The following is a 20792-nucleotide window of genomic DNA, read 5'->3' on the forward strand; positions in this document are numbered from 1 at the left end:
TGCCCACTAACAATATTAATCGTAGGGTGGGCAGGGTCGCAGACGGATACTATCAACTTATAATCGGTTTTATCAGCACTGCCCACTAACAATATTAATCGTAGGGTGGGCAGGGTCGCAGACGGATACTATCAACTTATAATCGGTTTTATCAGCACTGCCCACTAACAATATTAATCGTAGGGTGGGCAGGGTCGCAGACGGATACTATCAACTTATAATCGGTTTTATCAGCACTGCCCACTAACAATATTAATCGTAGGGTGGGCAGGGTCGCAGACGGATACTATCAGGTTGTAAGAGGTTTTATCGGCACTGCCCACCAACAACTAAATAAGAGTTATAGCAATTCTCTATGCCATGAGTTACAAAGGGATCCCCCGTTGGTCCCCCTTATCAAGGGGGACTTTGAGGTTGATAACTGTACCTCATAAATCCTATAAAGGCTATAGTTGTTTAGCTAAAAAAAACCATGTGGATTGGGATTTAATAGCGTAAGCATTCAGCAGTCAGCCGTCAGCCGTGAGCTTTTAGCTCACGCTACGCGAACAGCTTATTTTTCAAGTAGCATGCGCTATGGGCATAAACTGTTCCCGTAGCGTGACCACAGGCCTTTAGCCTTTAGCTGATAGCTGATAGCTGATAGCTGATAGCTGATAGCTGAATGCTTACTTACTAGCTCTGTGGTTAACCAATATGAATTGCGTAATACTACTAATGTAGTTTAAATAGTTTTTTTAAATAGTCTGATAAATTCGTTAATTCTACCGAGGTCTTGTAAATAAAGTCTGTAAATAATGGGATTAACGTTTAATTTATAGTTTTTTTATTTACTGGATTAACTCAAATTTAAAACTGACTTCTGAGGAAATACCATGACATTCAAAATTCTTAGCTTAGATGGAGGGGGAATGCGTGGAGTTATATCCGCAAGAATTCTCCAAGAGATAGAAAAAACAATAAAAGAGAAATATGGTCAGGAATTACATGAATATTTTGACTTAATTTCCGGAACATCCACTGGCTCAATTTTGGCGGCGGGAATTGCCTGTAATATGACTGCATAGGATCTGATTAAGCTCTATAAGAAAGAGGGAAAAAATATCTTTCTTAAGAGTACACGTTATATGCGAAAATTGCGGGAGTTAAGTAAAATTTTTGGGCGTGGTGTATTATATCCCCACGAGTTTCCAGATAAGTCGGAAGAGCAAGGATTGGCTAATGTTTTGAAAAGAAATTTGGTTGATCCGGACTCGCGTAAACCTTTGACAATGAGAGACATCAAGGACTTACAACTCTTAATCCTCAGTTATGACGTTTTCACCCGAAACACAACGTGGTTTGGGAATAACGATCCAAGTGGATGGTACATTGAGAATGATATTCCACTTTGGCAAATCTGTACCGCTTCAGCTTCAGCACCAACGTTTTTTCCACCTTATCAACTCCTAGTCAAGCCTGATGAAGAAAATTATAAGAAAAAATATCGCCCCCATATCGATGGTGGGGTATCAGCTAATAACCCAGTGTTAGCTGCAATCGCCCATGCTATATCGATGAAAGATGAGGGAAAGCAAAATAAAACTAAAATAGACGACATTGCTGTTCTCTCCATTGGCACTGGTACAACAACTCGTCCTTATACATATGATGAGGTAAATAAATGGGGACAATTGGGTTGGGTAAGCCATCTACCGGATATGTTTTTAGACCCTGATGCGGAAAATTCAGAGCATATTGCTTTACGCATGTTTAGAGGCATAGGCAGGCAAAAATATTTGCGTTTAAATTTCGAAATAAACATGTATATTAAATAAAAAAAATGTTTTATAAAACTATGTAAGCCTTTCAAAAAAATTAATAAATACATTCATCAATATAATCTATTTTTTGAGAATATTAGGGATAAAAAAAAGGAAAAACTTAATTAAAATATTGACAACTATGAAGCTTTTAAAGAACTAAAATTTGCTGCTGAGTGCTATTTAGAATACGGAACAGTTGATTATAAAAACGCTGATAATGACAAGGATATTGCCGTTCGGGATGCAATTGACAAGTTTATTTACAATCATCCTCCTGATCACAAAAAGTAAAAAGAAGATTTAGAAGACTCTAACGCAGAGACAACCCAGTCAAGACAGCTGGTTACAACTTAGAGGGGTCTAAAGCCAAGATTTAACCTTTAAACCCTCTAGTTTTGGTAAGGAATCAGGGATCAGCTGATCCCTGATTCCTTACGTTTTCCGATTCGGGCAAAGCCCGACGCTGGGCGAACATACTTCTTTGCGATCGCGCAGCGGTTCCTTACTGGCAGTGCCAGACGCTGGGCGAACGGAACATCACATTTTAGATGAAACTTTGGGAAATAAGAATATTAATCGTAGGGTGGGCAGTGCATCATACCAATTTAAACGCTGACAATGGTTTTGCTAAGCACTGCCCACCCTACATCTACATCTATTGCTGGTCTGGTGGGCAGTGCCTAATACCAATTTTAAAGCTGACAATGGTTTTGGTAAGCACTGCCCACCCTACATCTATTGCTAGCATGCCTTTTGCCTTTTGCCTTAATAAGCACTGCCCACGCTACATCTATGGCTGGTCTGGTGGGCAGTGCATCATACCAATTCAAAAGCTGACAATTGGTTTGATCAGCACTGCCCACCCTACATCTATTGCTAGCATGCCTTTTGCCTTTTGCCTTTTGCTAGCATGCCTTTTGCCTTAATATATACTGCCCACCCTACATCTATTGCTGGTCTGGTGGGCAGTGCATCATACCCATTTAAAACCTGACAATGGTTTTGCTAAGCACTGCCCACCCTACATCTACATCTATTGCTGGTCTGGTGGGCAGTGCCTAATACCAATTTTAAAGCTGACAATGGTTTTGGTAAGCACTGCCCACCCTACATCTATTGCTAGCATGCCTTTTGCCTTTTGCCTTAATAAGCACTGCCCACGCTACATCTATGGCTGGTCTGGTGGGCAGTGCATCATACCAATTCAAAAGCTGACAATTGGTTTGATCAGCACTGCCCACCCTACATCTATTGCTAGCATGCCTTTTGCCTTTTGCCTTTTGCTAGCATGCCTTTTGCCTTAATATATACTGCCCACCCTACATCTATTGCTGTTCCCTGCTCCCTGCTCCCTGCTCCCTATCCAAAACCCAATCCTAATGTCCCGATAGACTAATCAGTACAACTCCCAATACCATAATTGCTGCTCCAGTTGCTCTTTCCTTAATTCCGGGTTCTTTAAAAATTAGACATCCTAAGATGACACTAATTAAAGCACTCATACGTTTAACAGCGATTACGTGGCTAACAAAAGTCATTTCGAGAGCTGTCATTTGGCACAAAATGACTCCGGCCTGAAAGAAACCAATAGGAACTATAGACAGTAAGTATTTTGGAATTTGGTTTAATTTACTTCGTGATTTATACAGCATAATCACTCCCATCCCTGTAGCAATAAAGGTATGCAGTGCAATTGCCCAAAATATTGGTGAAGAATTTTGTACCCCCACCTTATCAACGTTGGACGTAATACTAAAAATTACAGCTGCGGTTAACATTAACTTAGGACCTCGTTGCTTCAGTAGCCCTTTAAAAGGGGCGAGGTAACCGTTTCTTTTTTCTTTCAAATTCAAGCTATAAGACCCAAGTACAATCATCATAATCCCTACCATATCTAAGGGGGTAGGATATTCTCCAACAATGATTGGGGATGTCACTAATAAAAATAACGGGGTAAAGGTCATAAATGGAACGGTAATGGATAAGTCAGACCGACTCAAGGCTTGGATATACAAGCTCATGCCCACCACATTTAGAGACCCTCCTATCATTAAGGCTAAGGCAAAATTTCGGCCTAGTTCGGGAATTTCAATCACAAAAAGGAGGGGCAGTAAAACAGGCAAGGAAAAAAAGAATACTGCCCAAGAGACAATGTAAGCATCAACATTTTTTAGCCCTCGCTTACTCGTCAAATCCTTGCCAGAGGCAAAAAGAGCTGTTAAACTAGCGAATATCAACCAAAGCATAGTAGTGCTAACCTGTAGTTTAGCCAGAATAGGGATAATGAGTGAATGACCGACTTAACTAGCCTAGCTTAAACCCTAAGTTAAGGCATAGTTAAATTTAGGGTTTATGGTTAACTGTTGACTGTTGACTGTTGACTGTTACCCGTCACTAAGCAACCCTATAAAAGTATAAGTTAAGTTAACTATTCTAGTTAACTGTGTATCAGCAGAAGCAGTTAGCGATCGCACTGACGAAGTTAGCTTTTGAATCATCCTCTGTTAACCCCAACTCCCCATCAGTGCTAACAGAATGTAAGCTAAGGCACATTTAGCAATCCTTAAGTAATGCTTAACTAATGGTTGAGAGTTGGGGGAGGTAATAAGTGTCGCGGCATCATAGGCAAATTTGGTGTCGGGATACCTGGGCATCCTCCAAGGAATTTTTATCGGGTCAATACCGGTAAAAATTCCAAATTGATTAACAAAATGATAAAAAATTTACTAAAAACATGATCTACAAACATGATACTGTTGACAGTAAATTAGATTGACACTAACCAAGTCAAAAAAAACCTGTTGATATATCCCGCTTTGAGCGAATCGAAATGCTAATCGAAATGCTATCGGTCTGACGGGGGTGGGATTGTTGCAACAGGTCTCGGATGTAAAACCTAAGCTTAGTCGCAAAACTCAACTTAGGCAATCTCCGGTCAAGTGACAAGCCAGCGCCATAGCCTTAGCGTGGGGTCTGGTAAATCAGTTGACGATTTCCGCGCCTTGGGTAAAAACCATCAAAGGTCAGGGATCTAGATGGGTGCAAGGAATAGGGTCAAAGCGATGCAGTCGGCCAAAGGGGTAAACCCCCACTCGCCCTTTGCATCAAGACAATGAACAATTTTGTTTTCTAGTGACCTCCGGAGAACTCAACTGGTATATTATGGGCGGGTGTGTTCACCGAAAAGGGACACATCTGTAAATTCCCTACTTCGACACACAGGTATTAAGTTATGCAAGCAAAATTCTTGATATCAAATCAGAGTATGAACAAATATATGAGGTTAACTACCAAATTATTAGTGCTGGTTGCTCTGCTAGGAGCAGTTAGTGCTTGTAAGTCTAAGCAAATCGAGGAGCCTTCCCCGAGTGCAAATCAAGTAGAACCACTTCCTGAAGTTGAGGAAGAAAAGGCTTCTCGCTTTAATATTCCCTTCTTTAATCTGGGTAGGAACCAGGAGGAGGCAGAACCAACTGATACAGCACTGTTAGAAGACCCATCAATTACAGAAGCTGAAACACCGAGTATTCAACCAGAGCAACCGATCGCACAAGCACAGCCGACTACAACTGATCCCTTTTCACAGCCAGAGGACGATACTGTTGCTCAAGGAAATCCTGTGATCAGTGAGTCTAGTGCTTCAGGGGCTACAGCAAGCTCAGCAACTACAGGAAGTTCTGGTACAGTAGTATACGAAGATAATGACCCCATACCAGCGCTATGGTAGAGTGCAGCACCTGTAGTTGTTTAAAAGGTTGGGGACAAGATTAGAGATTGGGGATTAGGGGATGGGCCAACAGGAGAAAGTATGAAAAATAAAGGTTGAAGAATAAAGGTTGAAGTAAAAAGGATGAAAAATAAAGGTTGAAGGAGGAAATGGGTTTATCGGTGGCTGACTTAAGGTTGACTAAAACCGTTATCTACAACCTACGAGTTACACTTACCACTTCCCACGTCATACTTAATAATTCATCCTTGATACTTCATACTTAATAGTTCATCCTTGATACTTCATCCTTGATACTTTACCCAATCCCTAGTCTCCACTCTCCTTAACCTATGAAAGCAGCAAGTGACATTCTGATTATTGGCGGTGGCATTATCGGTTTAGCGATCGCTGTAGAACTGAAGCGGCGTGGGGCAACAGTAACTGTTGTCACCCGCAATTTCCAAGAAGGTGCCACCCTAGCTGCAGCAGGAATGTTGGCACCGTTTTCAGAAGCGCTCCCCATCGGACCCATGCTAGATTTAGGCTTGTGGTCCCATTCACTGTATCCTCAATGGTGTACCAAACTCGAACAGATGACTGGTGTGGCAACAGGCTATTGGCCCTGTGGCTTTTTAGCACCGGTCTATGAAGGGGCAGCAGGAAATCACCAACAGCAGCTCAGCAATAAGACCGGAGTTGCTGACTGGTTAGACAAAGATACGATTCATTGCTATCAATCAGGTTTAAGCTCAGAAGTGGTTGGTGGTTGGTGGTACCCAGAAGATGCTCAAGTAGTCCCCCGAGCACTCAGTAAAGCCCTGCGACTGGCTGCCCAAGAAGGGGGAGTAGAGCTGCGTGAAGGGATAACTGTGGAGGCAATTCAGCAGCGCAATCGCTTAGTCTCTGGGATTAGAACCTCCGCAGGGGAACTCCATGCAGACCATTATGTTATAGCAACTGGAGCCTGGTCTAATCAACTGTTGCCCTTGCCAGTGGCTCCAAAAAAAGGTCAGATGCTGTCAGTAAAAGCCACTAAAAATTATCAACACCCCTTGCCACTACAGCGAGTGTTATTCAGCTCTGAGGTTTATCTAGTCCCCCGTCGAGATGGACGAATTTTGATTGGTGCAACAGTAGAGGATGTAGGTTGGCAGCCTGACAACACTACTGCTGGAATTCACCGTTTGTTAGAATCAGCTATCCGGCTATATCCGGAAATTCAACACTGCTCGATTCATGAGTGTTGGTGGGGATTTCGACCAACCACACCTGACCAATTACCAATTCTTGGCACTAGTCCATGCCAAAACCTGAGCTTGGCTACTGGTCACTATCGCTACGGTATTTTGCTCGCTCCGGTAACCGCTTTGTTGCTGGCTGACCTGATTGAGAAGCAAAAGTCTGACCCATTGTTAGATCAATTTCGATACGACCGAGTTTACCATCAACCAGCCTCAAATCAAAGCAGTGCTAATCTCAGTCTTAATCTCAGTCCTAATCTCAGTGTATCTAGTAACTCCTCCTCAACACCAGTGCTGCACTATAATTCTGCTACGCTCCGGAACTCTCACTCTGACAATGGGACGGAACCATCCCCAGCTGATTTACTGACCATTGCGGGAAAAACCTTTCGGTCTCGTCTGATGACTGGCACAGGGAAGTATGACTCTCAAGAGGTAATGGCTGAAAGTATTGCGGCTAGTGGCAGTGAAATTGTGACGGTGGCCGTGCGTCGGGTACAAACTAAAGCACCAGGACACGAAGGGCTAGCGGAATCCCTGGATTGGAGGAAACTGTGGATGTTACCCAACACCGCAGGCTGTAAAACGGCGGAAGAAGCGGTGCGAGTGGCACGGCTTGGTCGGGAAATGGCGAAGCTATTGGGCCAAGAAGACAATAATTTTGTGAAACTGGAAGTGATTCCTGATCCTAAGTATTTACTCCCTGACCCCATTGGTACTCTAGAGGCAGCAGAGCAACTGGTAAAAGAAGGGTTTGCAGTTTTGCCCTATATTAATGCGGATCCCTTATTAGCCAAACGCCTAGAAGAAGTAGGATGTGCTACGGTGATGCCTTTGGGTTCACCCATTGGTTCGGGACAGGGCATCAAGAATGCTGCCAATATTGAAATCATCATTGAGGAAGCTGGAGTGCCGGTGGTGGTAGATGCTGGCATAGGTAGCCCCAGTGAAGCCACCTATGGGATGGAGTTAGGGGCAGATGCTTTATTGGTTAATAGTGCGATCGCATTAGCAGGTAATCCTATCATGATGGCAAAAGCGATGGGAATGGCCACCGAAGCTGGTCGTCTGGCTTACCTAGCTGGTCGTATTCCAATTAAAAACTATGCTAGCGCTAGCTCACCCTTGACTGGTACCATTAGCTAGCATAGATTAAATAACTTGTCAAGGTCTAGGACTGGATTAATACTTTAACGTAACAAATCAAGCTAATCAGGAAAACTGAAGAGTAGTTATGCCAATTTTTGTTACATTCTTTGTTACATTTATATAAATAAAGTAAAAAAAGGTTGTAATCCATGCCATATACAGTAGAAGACGGCGGACGTTTAAACAATTTTGCTAAAGAGCCAAAAATGTACCAGGCAGAGCCACCCACTGCAGCGGAAAAGCGCAACTACGTGATCTTGGGTGCAACAGCTCTGATTTTAGTAAGTGGCTTGATCTTTGTGGCTTTCTCAGCTTCTGGTGTGAGCTAGGTACTGCACAGAAGAAAGCTGTTGAAAAGCCACTTCAGTTCAAGAATCTGGTTGCCATTAAAGCTTTTTGATGGCTTCCATCGCTTCTTGATAATTTTCAGTTCTGCCTTGTTCTTGGAATAAATCAGCCGCTTTTTTAAAATCCTTAATCGCTTCCTCAACCTTATTGAGGTCAAGGCTGGCTAGACCCCGTTTATAAAACGCATCGGCAAAAGTGGGTTCAATTTTTAGAGTTTCTGTGTAATCAGCTACAGCAGCTTGATACTGTTTGAGCTTACTGCGAGTTAAACCACGCTGGTAGTAAGCCATGGCATTTTTAGGGTTAATCGAGAGAGCTCGATCGTAATCCGCAATTGCTTGGAAATAGTTCTCTACTTCAGAGTAAGCATTACCTCGACTGAGATAGACCGTATCATTATTGGGTGTCAGAGCAATAGCTTTGGAAAAATCAGCGATCGCTTCGATGAACTTCTTTTGCACAAAATAGGCATAACCACGGTTGCTATAGGCTTCACCATAGTCGGTTTTAATCTTGATAGCAGCAGTGTAGTTATCAATCGCTTCTTGATAATTCCCCTGAATGTGGTGGACATAGCCCAGATTGTAGTTGATATCAGGGTCAAAAGGTTCCAGCTGCAAAGCCTGTTTGAAATTTGCCATCGCCTCTGGATAATTACCATTATCTAATTGATCCACGCCCCGGTTGTAGAATTCCACAGCACTCATCCGGGGTATAGTCCTCACTGGCAATTCCCTATTAAAAGGGTCTTTATCAACAGTGGGTTTTTCAGTAGTAGGTGGTTTATCATCCCCAGATTGGGCTGGAGTAGTAGCTGGTTTCTCCTCAACAGGTTGGGCTGGAGTAATAGCTGGTTTATCATCGCCAGGTTGGGCTGGAGTATTAGTTGGCTCTTCGGCGGACGTCGGCTCTTCATTATCTGGCTCAGATCGGATAATGACTGGAACTGGAAGTGGCTCCTGCTGAGCATAGACAGTTGCGGTAAATCCAGTCAGTATTGTGGCAAGTCCTAGACTAGAGATAGTTCGATAAATTGGTTTCATGGTTTTCCTTACAAAGCCTGATGATTTCCAGAATTGTTACCCTGTGCAGTTGTCTAAAATCACTCTATTAACTTGACTTCACTATCTATCACACATCTGGTGAGTGTCCAACCGGTAACAGAAAATACATAGGGGCAAGTACGATTAGTTAAAGATGAGACAATTAAGCAGCTGAGTTGACGTTTAATAGAGATGCTCAAAGAGATGCTCAAGAAAATTGCACCACTACTGCTGCTAGTGTTGAGTCTGGCTATACATGGCTGCACAACTGGTGCCAGTGGTCTACAAAGCTATGTAGACAGCCTTAACGGTTATCAGTTTTTGTATCCCAACGGTTGGGTCCCTATCAAGGTGACTGATGGACCCGATGTCGTGTTCCACGATATTATAGAAAGTACCGAAAATGTTAGTGTGGTGATTAGCCCAGTGCCGGAAGGCAAGACCCTTGCTGATTTAGGTACACCCTCAGAAGTGGGGTATAAGCTGCAAAAAAATGCCATTGCTCCTCCCGATTCTGGTCGCACAGCCGAATTGGTTAATGCTGAAGCTCGTGAGGTAGCAGACAAGACTTATTACCTTTTAGAATACAACGTCCAACTTCCCAGCCAAGAACGGCACAACCTCGCCAGTGTGGTGGTCAACCGTGGCAAGCTCTACACCTTCAATGCTTCCACGACCGAACGACGCTGGGGTAAGACGAAAAATATGTTCAAGGCAGTGGTTAACTCCTTTTCAGTGAACTAGTAAACAGTTAAAGGTTACAGGTTGTTTGGTTGAAGGTTACAGGTTGTTTGGTTGAAGGTTACAGGTTGTTTGGTTGAAGGTTACAGGTTGTTTGGTTGAAGGTTACAGGTTGTTTGGTTGAAGGTTACAGGTTGTTTGGTTGTTTGGTTGTTTAGTTGTTCGCCAAAGGCCTGCTGATCAGGTACAGTCTTCTTTGAGGCTGATTGCATTAAAACCCTCTTGCCTCTTGCCTCTTGCCTCTTAGCTCTTGCCTCTTGCCTTAAAAGCATAAGCAATGTCGCTCAAACGTTTCTAAAAATTGCTATATGGATGTGCCGACTTTTGTATTAGCTTCAGCTTCTCCAGCTCGCAGACGATTGTTGCAAATTGCTGGTATTGAACCGGTGGTTTGCCAAAGCAATTTTGACGAATCTCAAGTGCAGCATCCAGAGCCAGCAACCTTAGTGCAGATTCTAGCTGAACAAAAAGCAAAAACTGTTGCTGATCAATTTAGCGACGCTCTGGTATTAGGCTGTGATTCTGTATTGAGTATGGAGGGTGGGATTTATGGCAAACCCCTTAACCCCTCTGAAGCAATCGCTCGTTGGCAACAGATGCGAGGGACTACTGGAGAACTCTATACAGGTCATGCTTTAATTGACTTATCTCGGAACAAAACCATAGTGCGCTGTGGTGTAACACGAGTTTATTTTGCCAATGTAAGCGATCGCGCTATCGAAGCCTATGTTGCTACTGGCGAACCCCTTAAATGTGCTGGAGCCTTTGCCTTGGAAGGTAGAGGGGGACTCTTTGTTGACAAAATCGAAGGCTGTCATAGTAATGTTATTGGTCTTAGCTTACCCCTACTCCATCAAATGTTACAGGAACTAGGATATGAAGTTACTGATTTTTGGCGCTTGAACTAATAACTAACAACTAAAAACTAGTAACGGGTGCATCTCATTAAAGCTGTTTGACCCGGTGGGTGGAATGGGCATCTTGGTGGAATGGGCATCTTGCCGGTTATCAATATTCCCAAACGGGCTATCCCAACGCTGGCGACCGATAAAATAAGTGCGAGCCCGTCTGATCACGCACCCTACACAACTAAAGCAACAAAATCCATGACCACTAAAGACGACTTCAAACAACAAATCAAAGCAGGTAACATTAGGGATGCCCTGACCCTATCCCTAGGTGAAGCAGTGGAGTTGGAAATTACAACTTGGGTATCCTCATCTAGCCCAGCTCCTAATTCTTCAGCTGAGCTAGACCAACCAACATCTGATTCCCAAATGCGTACTCGCATGAATATTATTGATGGTGAAATCAACAACAAAGTTGGTTCAGAGTTTATGGGCAATGGGCCTTACACTGAACTGAAGCAATTTCACCTAGAGCAGGTAAAACAAGGACGCCAGATTATTCAGCAAAATTTGGAAAATTTGCAACAACTGTTTACAGTTCTGAGTAGTACTATGGGTCGGCTACCTCAAGACTCTGACGTAGCTACTGATAGTAACTCTAGGCTATCTACTAAAAAACGGAATAGGGAATAGGGAATAGGGAATAGGAAAAAAATCCTGTGTACCTCCTTACTATGAGAACCGCTATAACGATTACGGTGCGTTATTAACGCACCCTACAGATAGCTACAGATAGCATATCAAAGGCCAATTATGCGATCGCTACCCAACAATTCGGATTACCTAAGAAAAGCGGTCATTCGACAATTGAAAGAGGATAGACTGTTGCCGCTAGATGATTGATTATGGGGAGTGAAGCTATCAGGTAATTATAAATTGGATTTTTGTGTAATTATAAATTGCATCTTTCAGTAAGAATGCATAATCCCAAAGAACAGTTTCCTGACTTGGGAGGCTCGTTGATAGGAGTTTTTTTTAAAGATTCTGTAAAGGTAACTCCCTGAGCATCATCAAATAATCACATATATAAAAATTCGGTAAAGATCCTTAGTTACCATATCTTTCCTTTGAGCTTTATTTATATACTCACGAAATAACAACAGTTGTTCCAGTTGATTAAGTCTTTGACTATTCTAGTAACGCCACAGGTCGCAACGTTGTTTAATCTACATATTTCACATCAAATATATGAACTTACTCAATTCTGGTAAATTCTTGCCTGTAGCGACTACGGCTATAGGTACCTTGGCTGCATTGAGCTTGGGAGCTTCTCCTCCTGCTGAGGCGGCATCCTTAAAAACAATCACAGCTTCAGCATTCGCACAAACTCGTTCTAGTGATGCTGATTTTCCCTTCTTTTTTACGTTCTCGTTTCCCGATGTGCCTGGAACAGGGGCAGTCGCTATAGCTGAATCTGTTGCTGACACCTCTGTAGGAAGGGCGGAGGCCTTTGCAAGTTCCACAGCTGAGCGAACTTCAACCGGTAATTTGTTCTTTTCAACTCAAGAGCGTCAAAAAATCCTGCGAAGGACTCCTGGGACGTTGCAGGCTTTTACCGTGACTAATGCAGATGCAGCACCGGATCCATTTAAGTCTCCTTCTTTCCGCGATGTTGTCAATAACGAAGGCATTCCTTTGTCTGTTGAAGAAGAGTTTGAGTCAGATCTGAATACATCTTTGGAGATTACATTTGATGATGAAGCCGATCAGATTGTATTTGACTTTTTAGGTAGTACTCTATTAAGAACTCAGGGGCTTTTTGAATTCTCAACAGGTATTAGGCTGGAGTCGGTAGGGTTAGGACTCTTACGCTCATTTACTATCAATGAAAGTTGTGATCTCGCTTTTCAAGGAGGTTGGGGATTAGACGATTTGTCATTTACGCAAGATGGCAAGACTTTTTCTGCTGATTTCGACAATCTTGATTTCGTAATTCCCGTTACTTCAGAATTTACTGCAGAAGATTTTCAAAATCTCGACTTTAGATTTAACGGCTCAGGTATTGTTGTAGCAGCTTCAACTCCAGAACCTGCTTCTATACTTGGTCTACTATCAGTGGGTATTTTAGGTGCTGGTTCAGTAGTTAGTAAGTTGGGTAGCACTAAGAAATAAGTGATCACGAATCAGTAATCACGAATCAGTAATCAGTAATGCGATCGCTTTCTCTAGGAGTGCGATTGCCTACGGAACAGGCTTGCGCTGAGCGCAGATCTTTTAGCTGTCCGGAAAAAGAAGCCCCACACAAATATGCGTAGCATAGGTGTGGGATGAATTTTGCACAGGGTATTAAAAAATTGCGCTTAATATATTTACTGATAAACAAAGCCGAACGCGCCCCGCGTGGCCAAAGGCCTTAAATGCTGGGCAAGTCAGCCACCTACTAATCAAAAATACAACTTATTGTATTGTAAGGCGTGGGTCGGGGCATCCCGTGTCGTTAATAAACTAACCCGTGTATCCGTTCGCGCAGCGTCGGCGAAAGCCGATACCGTTGGGTGGAGTTGGTAAGAAGCCCACACTTTAATCTTTGATAAGCGTGTGGGAGTATGTAACTAACGGTAGTTACTGATGACAGATGAGTAATTACTAATGACTTACCTTAGCCACTAGTTAACAACATCCTCCCTAATAGTCTCCACATCAAACATTATGGAAAATTTTGCCTCAGGCATCATCTGCTTTAAAACCCGTAGATGTTCTTCAGCATTGCCGCGCCGTCGGAATCGGCCAACGGTGATATTACTGAGCTTGGGTTGCAGAAGGACAATGATCCAGGGATTGAGCTTTTCTTTATAATTCAACATAGGTTTTCCTTATAGGTTTTCCTTGAGACACTTGAATTTGGGGCCAAATTACTTTCCACTACCATCAGCGACCCATCTTTACACCTTGGAAAGCTCGTGAGATGGGGTAAACCATGTGCAGAGGCTTACTTGGGCAAACAGCCCCTCATGATCAGCGGGCAGGATTGATGACCGGAATTATTAGTACATATGTACTAATAAATGCGTGGGATTGAACGCAGCGTGACAGTTCTGCTTATTTTTTGTCTAATTCTTCTCACTTTTTGTCTAATCAGTTATAATAGACGAGCAAGTAATGGTGAATTAAAGTCTATTAAAGTTGATGACCAAAGCCGAAAATGCACCGGTTAACGACAGTAGACATCAAACCTCCTGTGGATAAAGCAATCAAAATCAGAAATTTGACGGTGGGGCATCCCGTCAGAAGTAAAGCTTGCCTTATACCCGAACACGGAAGCGTTTCTGTAAGGAAATAGCGATGGCTGGGGTTGGCGAGAAGCCTACACCTACTCGATAGAGAGGTTTGGGAAATGTCACCGTGATTAGTTGCGGGTTAGATTCCCCTGATCAGGTAAGTCTGCTGGTGTTGAAGCGGCTTACTTTCGATTGCGCGATGATTTGCCTCTAGCTTGGCATAGCTTCGGGAATATTAGCTGTTTGGTGCAAACATTTTACAGAAAATTTATCTACGGTATGGTTAGTGGTCAGGTATTTTACTGAACTAGCTAATAACCCTATGTGAGGTCGCCACACTGCTTGCTGCTGAAGGGCATTCAAGAAAAGGGCAGAAAACAAAGTTAACTGCCCTATTTTAATTAGGGCTTACGCAATTTAGCCATCGACACACGACATGTAGCTTTTAGAGGGTAACTATAACACTACATGTAGAGTTCATCCGCAAGCCCTATTTAAGCAAACCGTTCAAGTTTTCTTGAACAATAACAATTTATTATGAAAAGCCAAGAAGATCAACCTCTAACCCTGGTAAAACTCAGGGAACATGTCAATCTGACTCAAATGAAATTAGCCATTGCTGTTGGTGTCAGCATTACGACGATTAGTGACTGGGAAAATGGCAAAGCAGAACCACGCTTAAAGCACGTCAGGCTCCTGATTGAAATACTGGGTTGTTCTTTCGAGGAACTTTGTGAAGCCTTTGACCAAGCAAAACGTCGTTCGTAAAGCGACGGGTGCGCGGTCAAAGGCAGCCAGTGCGTTCAAAGGCAGGTAGTGCGTTCAAAGGGGAAACCCCTTTGAACGTACTGCATCCCGACTCCCGACTCCCGACTCCCGACTCCCATTAACCCAGGACTTTCTACCTCACCCAATTGAGAACTGCTATATATAAACCTATATATAAACATAGGCTTGAAAATGAATCAATAACCCAATTGATATCTCAGCTGAAAGTTAATTTCCCCAAAGGTCTAATGATTCAACGTTTAGGAGCATTATCAAAAGCACGAGCGATCGCATTCCAGGCTAACTTGGGCTTGAAATCTGCATCGAGAGGTAGAGGTCGCACTGGCGCACCATCTGACCGGGGATGGAAGCTAGTTAAGTATGTGTAGCGATCGCTAAATCCCCAGGTCACTACTGCAATCACGGCTGGCTCATCAAGTACCACAGACAGATAATCTTCATAAGCTTGAGCCACCATGCGATCGCGTACAGTCAGATCCAAAGGTAACTTGTCATCTCTGACATCTAGTTCAGTAATCAAGATTTTAAAACCCATACTCGCCACATCCCGGAGAAATTTCCGCAGGCTTTGGGGGTTAATCCGTTTATTCCCTCGCAAGTGAGCCTGGATTCCCAGGGCATGACAGGGGGTTCCCTGAGACTTCAACCCCTCTAGTAGCTTCAAGACAGCCCTACGCTTGGCTTGCTCATCACTCGAATCATAACTCAGTCCATACTCGTTGTAGAGTAACATTGCCTTGGGGTCAGCAACAGCTGCAATGCGAAAGGCTAGGTCAATGTATTTCGGACCTAAAAATTTTAACCATGGCGTTTTGCGTAAACCATCTGCCCGTCCTTGGAAGGTAGCGATCGCTTCATTCACCACATCCCACGAGTGCATTTGTCCAGCATAACGCCCAGCCACTGTCTTTATATGTCTAACCAAGAACTGTTCAGCATTTTGGCGGTTTACTGTCTCCTCAAACCAAGGGGGTAACGAGATGTGCCAAATTAGGGTATGTCCCCGAAACAGCAATCGATGAGTCTTGGCAAAGTCTGCCATCCAATCCCCAGCCGTAAAGTCAAACTGATGGGGGTGAGGGCACAGGGGAGGGGAAGAAGGAGTAGAAACAAACCATTTTAGTCCCCATCCGGGAACCAGCATGGCACACTCTTGAGCAAAACGGGTACCTAAGGCTGGGTTTGAGGATAGGTCTGGGAATCGACTCTCGGCTCCATAAATTAATCCTTTTGCTGCTGCACGCTCTTTTAAAGAAGCTCCTTGAGCTACTGCAAAGTCTCGCTTCGGGTCATCAATAGCTTGAATTGAGTTACTTTGTCTGATAGATTTACACCTGGTCAGAGGGCCGACACTGGCTAAGCTACCTAAACCCAGTAATAATTCACGTCGTCCAATCATTAACTTGTTTTGACTCCTAGAAACCATCACCTAATATGCTTAGCTTTAATTATTTCAGCCATTTATCCCTGAGGGGGTGAAAAAATAGCAGAAAAAGCTTATTTGGTAAAAAATGCCGGTATTTCTGGTAAAAAAATATCGCTTTAGTTATCTCAATAAGACCAATAAAAATGATCAGCTTACCGTAAGCATATGCGCTACTTGAGGTGCTACTTGAGGTGTCAAAGGCCACGCTACGGGAATAGCCACGCTACTTGAGGTGCTTTCAGCTTATGCTTACGGTTTTAAACCGATTTTTTTTACCCCAAAAAACTCATTTATGTAGTGAGGTAGTCCACGAATTTTGCAGGCATCAATAAATTGATGATTCTGGTTCAGCTATTGCAATTTATTCCTTCTATTCCTGGAGTATCTGGCAATTTCCTTGTAGGCATTAATCGTTTTATTGGCTAGTTCTTGCCAATCAAAAGCGTCTAGGGGAGCTTGTTCTGGACGGGGAGTGTTTAATGCCCAATCTAAAGCTTTTTCAATGTCATAATCAGTAATTTCTCCTGTATAGGTATAGACCCATTCTTCACCAACTTGCTCTTGAACTTCAGGGAGAGCGCCAATTTTAGGAACTAATATGGGTCGGTTAAAAGAGAGTGCTAAGAAAGCACTACCAGAGTTTAAAATCTCGCGGTAGGGCAAAATAACTAAGTCAGCAGCACTGAAGTACCATTGCATATGGTCTTGGGGTATGAAATCTAGGTTGATTCGCAATCGTTTATCTAAGGCGGATTCCCTTTCAATTTCTGCTGCTAATTCAGGAAATTCTGGACTACCCACAATGTAGAGTATGGCTTCTGGGTCAAAAAACTGTCGGAAAACTCGCATCAATTGAGGAGCATTTTTGTAAGGTCTAATTCTGCCAAATAAAAGCAATACTTTCGCCGAATTTGGAATTCCTAGATAATGGCGAGCTTCTTGAGAACTGACTTGATTAGGATACTGCCCTCGATAGTGACCATGGGGTACTACAAAACCAGGAATATTCTTTAACTCAGGGAAGCGCTTTTGGGCAGCTTTCATCCCAGTTTTGCTAAGGTTAATGTAACCATCCAACTGCCTTGTAAAGACTTTCCAGAACCAAGCCTCTAGTTGCGGATAAAGCTGTTCATGAGAGGCTAAGTTGTGTACTGTCCAGACAATTTTTGTCCCCCGCCAGCGAGCCAAAATCATCAAGAATAATAGAGCTAACGTTTTTGCGATCGCTTTGAAGAAGTTAGGTTCATTTAAGTTTCGTTCTGGCCAGTGCCGATGCCAGATAGAATAATGATTTATCAGCAATTTTTGAGGAGAAAACTCATGGACATCAACCCCCAAAGTAGCTAGGTAGCTGTAAACTAGCCAGGTATAAGGGTTTTTGTCACGATCTTTAAAGGCTGGTTGGGCAAGAATTTTCATATTGCACCTACTCCATTGAGCTTTGGTTAACTTTAGAGCTGCCGTTACTTGCATGCTACTACCTAAACCTTGAAATCCATTACCAGTCAAGGTGTCTGCCGCAAACTACTTAATAGCTTTAAAAAAACGTAAACGATCTCAGGTTTCTAGTGACCAGAATTGATCAGACTGATAAAACGGTAGATCGGATAGTTTAACATAATTACGCACAACCTCGACTTCAGATTGGTTCATCGTTTGTTTCCATTTATTTATTTGTTGGTTGCTTATACGTACCTTGGAATAACGACCGGGTATGTTGTTAGTTGAACTTTGGAGTACATGGTTTTCTACCCGCCTATTCCATGGCAATTCAAACTGCTCAAATAGCTCTTTGAACTTCCCAATAGGGTCTAAGCATAATTCCTCATAAAAGATCAATAACCATTCAGGATTTCGAGACAATGCATCGGCTACAACACGATGTCTTGCTGCCCAGATAGCTGAAAATATTTCTATTGGCGTTTTTGCTGCCTCTATCACTGAACGGTAGGGTTCGAGATGATCTTGAAATAAGCTAGATTGATGTAATAGAGTATCTCGGGAAAGCTCAGCAGGAGTTTCTTTGTTAATTTCTGATAATACGGTGGGGCAAGGATGTCGAACAATTACCAATAGTTTTGGATTGTAGCGCTTGAAAACCCACTCGATGGACATCAGAGATGCTACATCTTTCACGATGATTTGATAATTAGGCAGTGCTCTAGCCCAGAAACCTCGGTACCAACCTCCTCCAAAAGGTAGATCTTTGAAGACATTATCAAAAGCATTTTCAAGCAAGTCATCTCGCTCACCAGGTCGTGTATATCGGAACCATGTATCCATGTTACCTTTTCCAGTAATATCTAGATTACATGGCTCGTAGTAGTATATAGCACGATTTGCGGTGGACAATGTTTTCCCGACCCAACTTGTACCGCTGCGACCATGACCTAATATCAAAATTGGGCGTTTGCCAACTTGCCAGTGATTCAAAAACCACGAGCTAAGATAGTAGCTGGTATTAGTAATTAAACGTTGTTTCCTCATTTATATTTCTTTATATTTTCAGTTAATTTATAGTTAATAGTTTTAGTTTTCATCAATTTTTAGTGGTATTTTATTAAAATCTAAATTATGATCAACCATGATAACTAAAATGCTAACTAAAATTTAATCACCACTAAACTCTAAAATAGTATAAAAACTATCAATATTTAGATGGAGCGAGATCGCGTTTTTCCTAGTTATGAGGTCAAGTCATTTTTTTCAACCTCTAATCCCTACTCCCATTAACTCCAAGGGCGTAGACCCTCACCCAATTAATAACTGGTATATCAAGATTTAGATCGAGCTAACTGGTTAGACTTGGAAAGTGAAACAATAGAATCTAGTTCCGAAATAACCCCTGCTATTGCTTTATAACCAAACAATTCCTCAAGTACACCTGGATTAACATTATCTCTGAAAGGATCGGACAAAAATCTGATAATTGCTTCGGCAAAGGATGACTTATCTACAGCAATTTCAAAGTAGTGATGAACCTCTTCTGGTAGACCTGCTATTCCCTGTGGTGTAGAAACAATCGGTCTACCAGAAACTAGCATTTCTAGGGACTTTATACTAACGCCACTCCCAGCTGAAACTGGATTAATGAGAACGCGCCCCGACTTGTATACTTCTGTAGAAGACACTGGATTTATTTTCAGATCAACTTCTGCAGTTTCCTCACATAGCTGCCTAACGTGCTGGACAGGATTTGAACCCGCTATTAAAACAGTAAATGTTGGTAATGCCAAACGTATTATAGGCATAACTTGGGTAATAAACCAGATTATTACCGCTACATTGTTGTCCGAAAAGAGGTTACCCAAAAAAACGATATCATAGACAGGATTAGTCCTTCGTTTATCTCTGGATATTCCTTCCCTATTCTCTTCAGGAAACTCAATCAGAGGTGGTAAGTAGCGACCATTTGTCAATCCTTGACTTATCCAAAAATTTAGGTCATCTAGGGATATATCGTAAAATAAAGTACTCTTTTTTAGTAAATTTGTTTCATACTTTTCTAAGTTAGACAGTGATAAATATCGTTTGAGCTTGTTTAACCCTTTGGCAGACGCAAGTTTTCGGTTATAGTACAAATGCTCGATATTGTGAGAGCGAATAACTAGCAGCCTATTCAAGTGTTGACTTAACTGACTTGCTACTTCTCCACCGTGAATACCATGTAGGAAGATGACATCAGGATTAAACGCAGCCACATCAGAGAGTAATAGCTTGAGTTCTTTACCTCTAACAATTCTAGATGTCACTTCCAAAGGATACTTGAGTAAGTCAATTATCCGCCGAATAAAAGAGCCGAGTGTCTTTGGAAACTTTATAAAAAAAACTTGCTTGGCATACTTTCTAATTTCCAGGACTTCCTCTGGTTTTGGAGTATGGCTACACCAGCAGATAACTTGTATATCAATCCCTAAACTAGAGAAAGCTTTTATCCTTCGCCACATGTCTAATCGCGCCCCATGGATGGGCGGATAGGGAATATCATGGCATACTAATGTAATTTTCATAAATACCGCTACTCTTCCTCTCAGTTGTTTGCTGCTATAGAATTAGTCATGATAATTATCAGTACTGATCATTGTTCAATAACCTAGATGTTCCATCAATTAAGCATAGTTTAAATATATTATTTCAATATATAAGTAATAGTTATGTAACTTTACCACTTGATACTGATAACTTTTATCTAAATAACGAGTTAAATATAGCTGGAGTTTTTAACCTATATCCAACCCTTTGATTAGTTCATCTTTTTAAAAGAGATAAATCGGAAAACCGTCAGCAATATAACCCTTGGTATTAATGGGAGCAATATAGGAGTCAGGGCTTGAAAGCGATGCAGCGCGGTCTTGGGGAGGCAGCGCGGTCTTGGGGAGGCAGCGCGGTCTTGGGGAGGCAGCGCGGTCTTGGGG

Annotated in this window: 17 protein-coding genes and 1 pseudogene; 9 read left to right on the top strand and 9 right to left on the bottom strand. The window is 42.4% G+C overall.

Going from position 1 to position 20792, the window contains the following annotated elements; genetic code table 11:
* The first annotated feature begins 875 nt into the window (after positions 1–875).
* A pseudogene (locus tag BJP37_RS42265) lies at positions 876–1817 on the top strand (patatin-like phospholipase family protein).
* Positions 1818–3181: 1364 nt separating this feature from the next.
* On the opposite strand, the gene BJP37_RS07490 reads toward BJP37_RS42265, so the two are convergent.
* Positions 3182–4051: an EamA family transporter gene (locus BJP37_RS07490; protein WP_075897689.1), complete on the bottom strand. Its 870-nt coding sequence runs from the start codon at positions 4049–4051 to the stop codon at positions 3182–3184.
* 1031 nt (positions 4052–5082) lie between these two features.
* Here BJP37_RS07490 and BJP37_RS07495 point away from each other — a divergent pair.
* From BJP37_RS07495 to psb34, 3 genes are all read left to right on the top strand, one after another.
* Entirely contained in the window at positions 5083–5532 is a 450-nt protein-coding gene (locus tag BJP37_RS07495; protein WP_070391945.1) for a hypothetical protein, read from the top strand.
* 332 nt (positions 5533–5864) lie between these two features.
* Complete coding sequence (thiO, locus tag BJP37_RS44905) at positions 5865–7901, top strand: glycine oxidase ThiO (protein WP_075897691.1); 2037 nt, start codon at positions 5865–5867, stop codon at positions 7899–7901.
* Between the two features lie 152 nt (positions 7902–8053).
* Positions 8054–8233: a photosystem II assembly protein Psb34 gene (gene psb34 / locus BJP37_RS07505; protein ID WP_070391943.1), complete on the top strand. Its 180-nt coding sequence runs from the start codon at positions 8054–8056 to the stop codon at positions 8231–8233.
* A gap of 57 nt (positions 8234–8290) precedes the next feature.
* Here the strand turns inward: psb34 and BJP37_RS07510 are convergent, their stop codons facing one another.
* Complete coding sequence (locus BJP37_RS07510) at positions 8291–9295, bottom strand: tetratricopeptide repeat protein (protein ID WP_075897693.1); 1005 nt, start codon at positions 9293–9295, stop codon at positions 8291–8293.
* A gap of 204 nt (positions 9296–9499) precedes the next feature.
* On the opposite strand from BJP37_RS07510, the gene psbP reads away from it, so the two are divergent.
* Complete coding sequence (psbP, locus tag BJP37_RS07515; protein WP_075905851.1) at positions 9500–10039, top strand: photosystem II reaction center PsbP; 540 nt, start codon at positions 9500–9502, stop codon at positions 10037–10039.
* Between the two features lie 80 nt (positions 10040–10119).
* Here the strand turns inward: psbP and BJP37_RS43375 are convergent, their stop codons facing one another.
* Complete coding sequence (locus tag BJP37_RS43375) at positions 10120–10248, bottom strand: hypothetical protein (RefSeq protein WP_269086967.1); 129 nt, start codon at positions 10246–10248, stop codon at positions 10120–10122.
* 96 nt (positions 10249–10344) lie between these two features.
* Here BJP37_RS43375 and BJP37_RS07520 point away from each other — a divergent pair, with 96 nt between their 5' ends.
* The 3 genes from BJP37_RS07520 (at position 10345) to BJP37_RS07530 (ending at position 13056) form a co-directional block, all read left to right on the top strand.
* Positions 10345–10944: a Maf family protein gene (locus tag BJP37_RS07520; protein ID WP_075897695.1), complete on the top strand. Its 600-nt coding sequence runs from the start codon at positions 10345–10347 to the stop codon at positions 10942–10944.
* Positions 10945–11142: 198 nt separating this feature from the next.
* Complete coding sequence (locus tag BJP37_RS07525; RefSeq protein ID WP_075905853.1) at positions 11143–11577, top strand: hypothetical protein; 435 nt, start codon at positions 11143–11145, stop codon at positions 11575–11577.
* Positions 11578–12132: 555 nt separating this feature from the next.
* Positions 12133–13056: a hypothetical protein gene (locus tag BJP37_RS07530; protein ID WP_075897697.1), complete on the top strand. Its 924-nt coding sequence runs from the start codon at positions 12133–12135 to the stop codon at positions 13054–13056.
* Between the two features lie 494 nt (positions 13057–13550).
* Here the strand turns inward: BJP37_RS07530 and BJP37_RS07535 are convergent, their stop codons facing one another.
* Together BJP37_RS07535 and BJP37_RS38750 are read right to left on the bottom strand one after the other, a co-directional pair.
* On the bottom strand, positions 13551–13748 hold the full coding sequence (locus BJP37_RS07535; protein WP_081431101.1) for a hypothetical protein: 198 nt from the start codon (positions 13746–13748) through the stop codon (positions 13551–13553).
* A gap of 624 nt (positions 13749–14372) precedes the next feature.
* Complete coding sequence (locus tag BJP37_RS38750) at positions 14373–14543, bottom strand: hypothetical protein (RefSeq protein WP_158069477.1); 171 nt, start codon at positions 14541–14543, stop codon at positions 14373–14375.
* 156 nt (positions 14544–14699) lie between these two features.
* Here BJP37_RS38750 and BJP37_RS07540 point away from each other — a divergent pair, with 156 nt between their 5' ends.
* A complete protein-coding gene (locus tag BJP37_RS07540) occupies positions 14700–14930 on the top strand; it encodes a helix-turn-helix transcriptional regulator (RefSeq protein ID WP_070391839.1) in 231 nt (76 codons plus the stop codon).
* A gap of 253 nt (positions 14931–15183) precedes the next feature.
* Here the strand turns inward: BJP37_RS07540 and BJP37_RS07545 are convergent, their stop codons facing one another.
* The 4 genes from BJP37_RS07545 to BJP37_RS07560 all read right to left on the bottom strand — a co-directional run bounded on the left by BJP37_RS07545 (position 15184) and on the right by BJP37_RS07560 (position 20387).
* Positions 15184–16350, bottom strand: a complete 1167-nt coding sequence (locus tag BJP37_RS07545; RefSeq protein WP_229415232.1) for an endo-1,4-beta-xylanase — start codon at positions 16348–16350, stop codon at positions 15184–15186.
* A 378-nt stretch (positions 16351–16728) separates the two neighbouring features.
* Positions 16729–17796 (bottom strand): glycosyltransferase family 4 protein, encoded by a 1068-nt coding sequence (locus tag BJP37_RS07550; protein ID WP_075905855.1) that lies wholly within the window; start codon positions 17794–17796, stop codon positions 16729–16731.
* 138 nt (positions 17797–17934) lie between these two features.
* Positions 17935–18864, bottom strand: coding sequence for a sulfotransferase domain-containing protein (locus tag BJP37_RS07555; protein ID WP_075897700.1), 930 nt, complete (start codon positions 18862–18864; stop codon positions 17935–17937).
* 287 nt (positions 18865–19151) lie between these two features.
* Entirely contained in the window at positions 19152–20387 is a 1236-nt protein-coding gene (locus tag BJP37_RS07560) for a glycosyltransferase (protein WP_075897702.1), read from the bottom strand.
* Positions 20388–20792: the final 405 nt, after the last annotated feature.

The organism is Moorena bouillonii PNG, from assembly GCF_001942495.1.
In the GTDB taxonomy this organism is placed as follows: Bacteria; Cyanobacteriota; Cyanobacteriia; order Cyanobacteriales; family Coleofasciculaceae; genus Moorena; species Moorena bouillonii.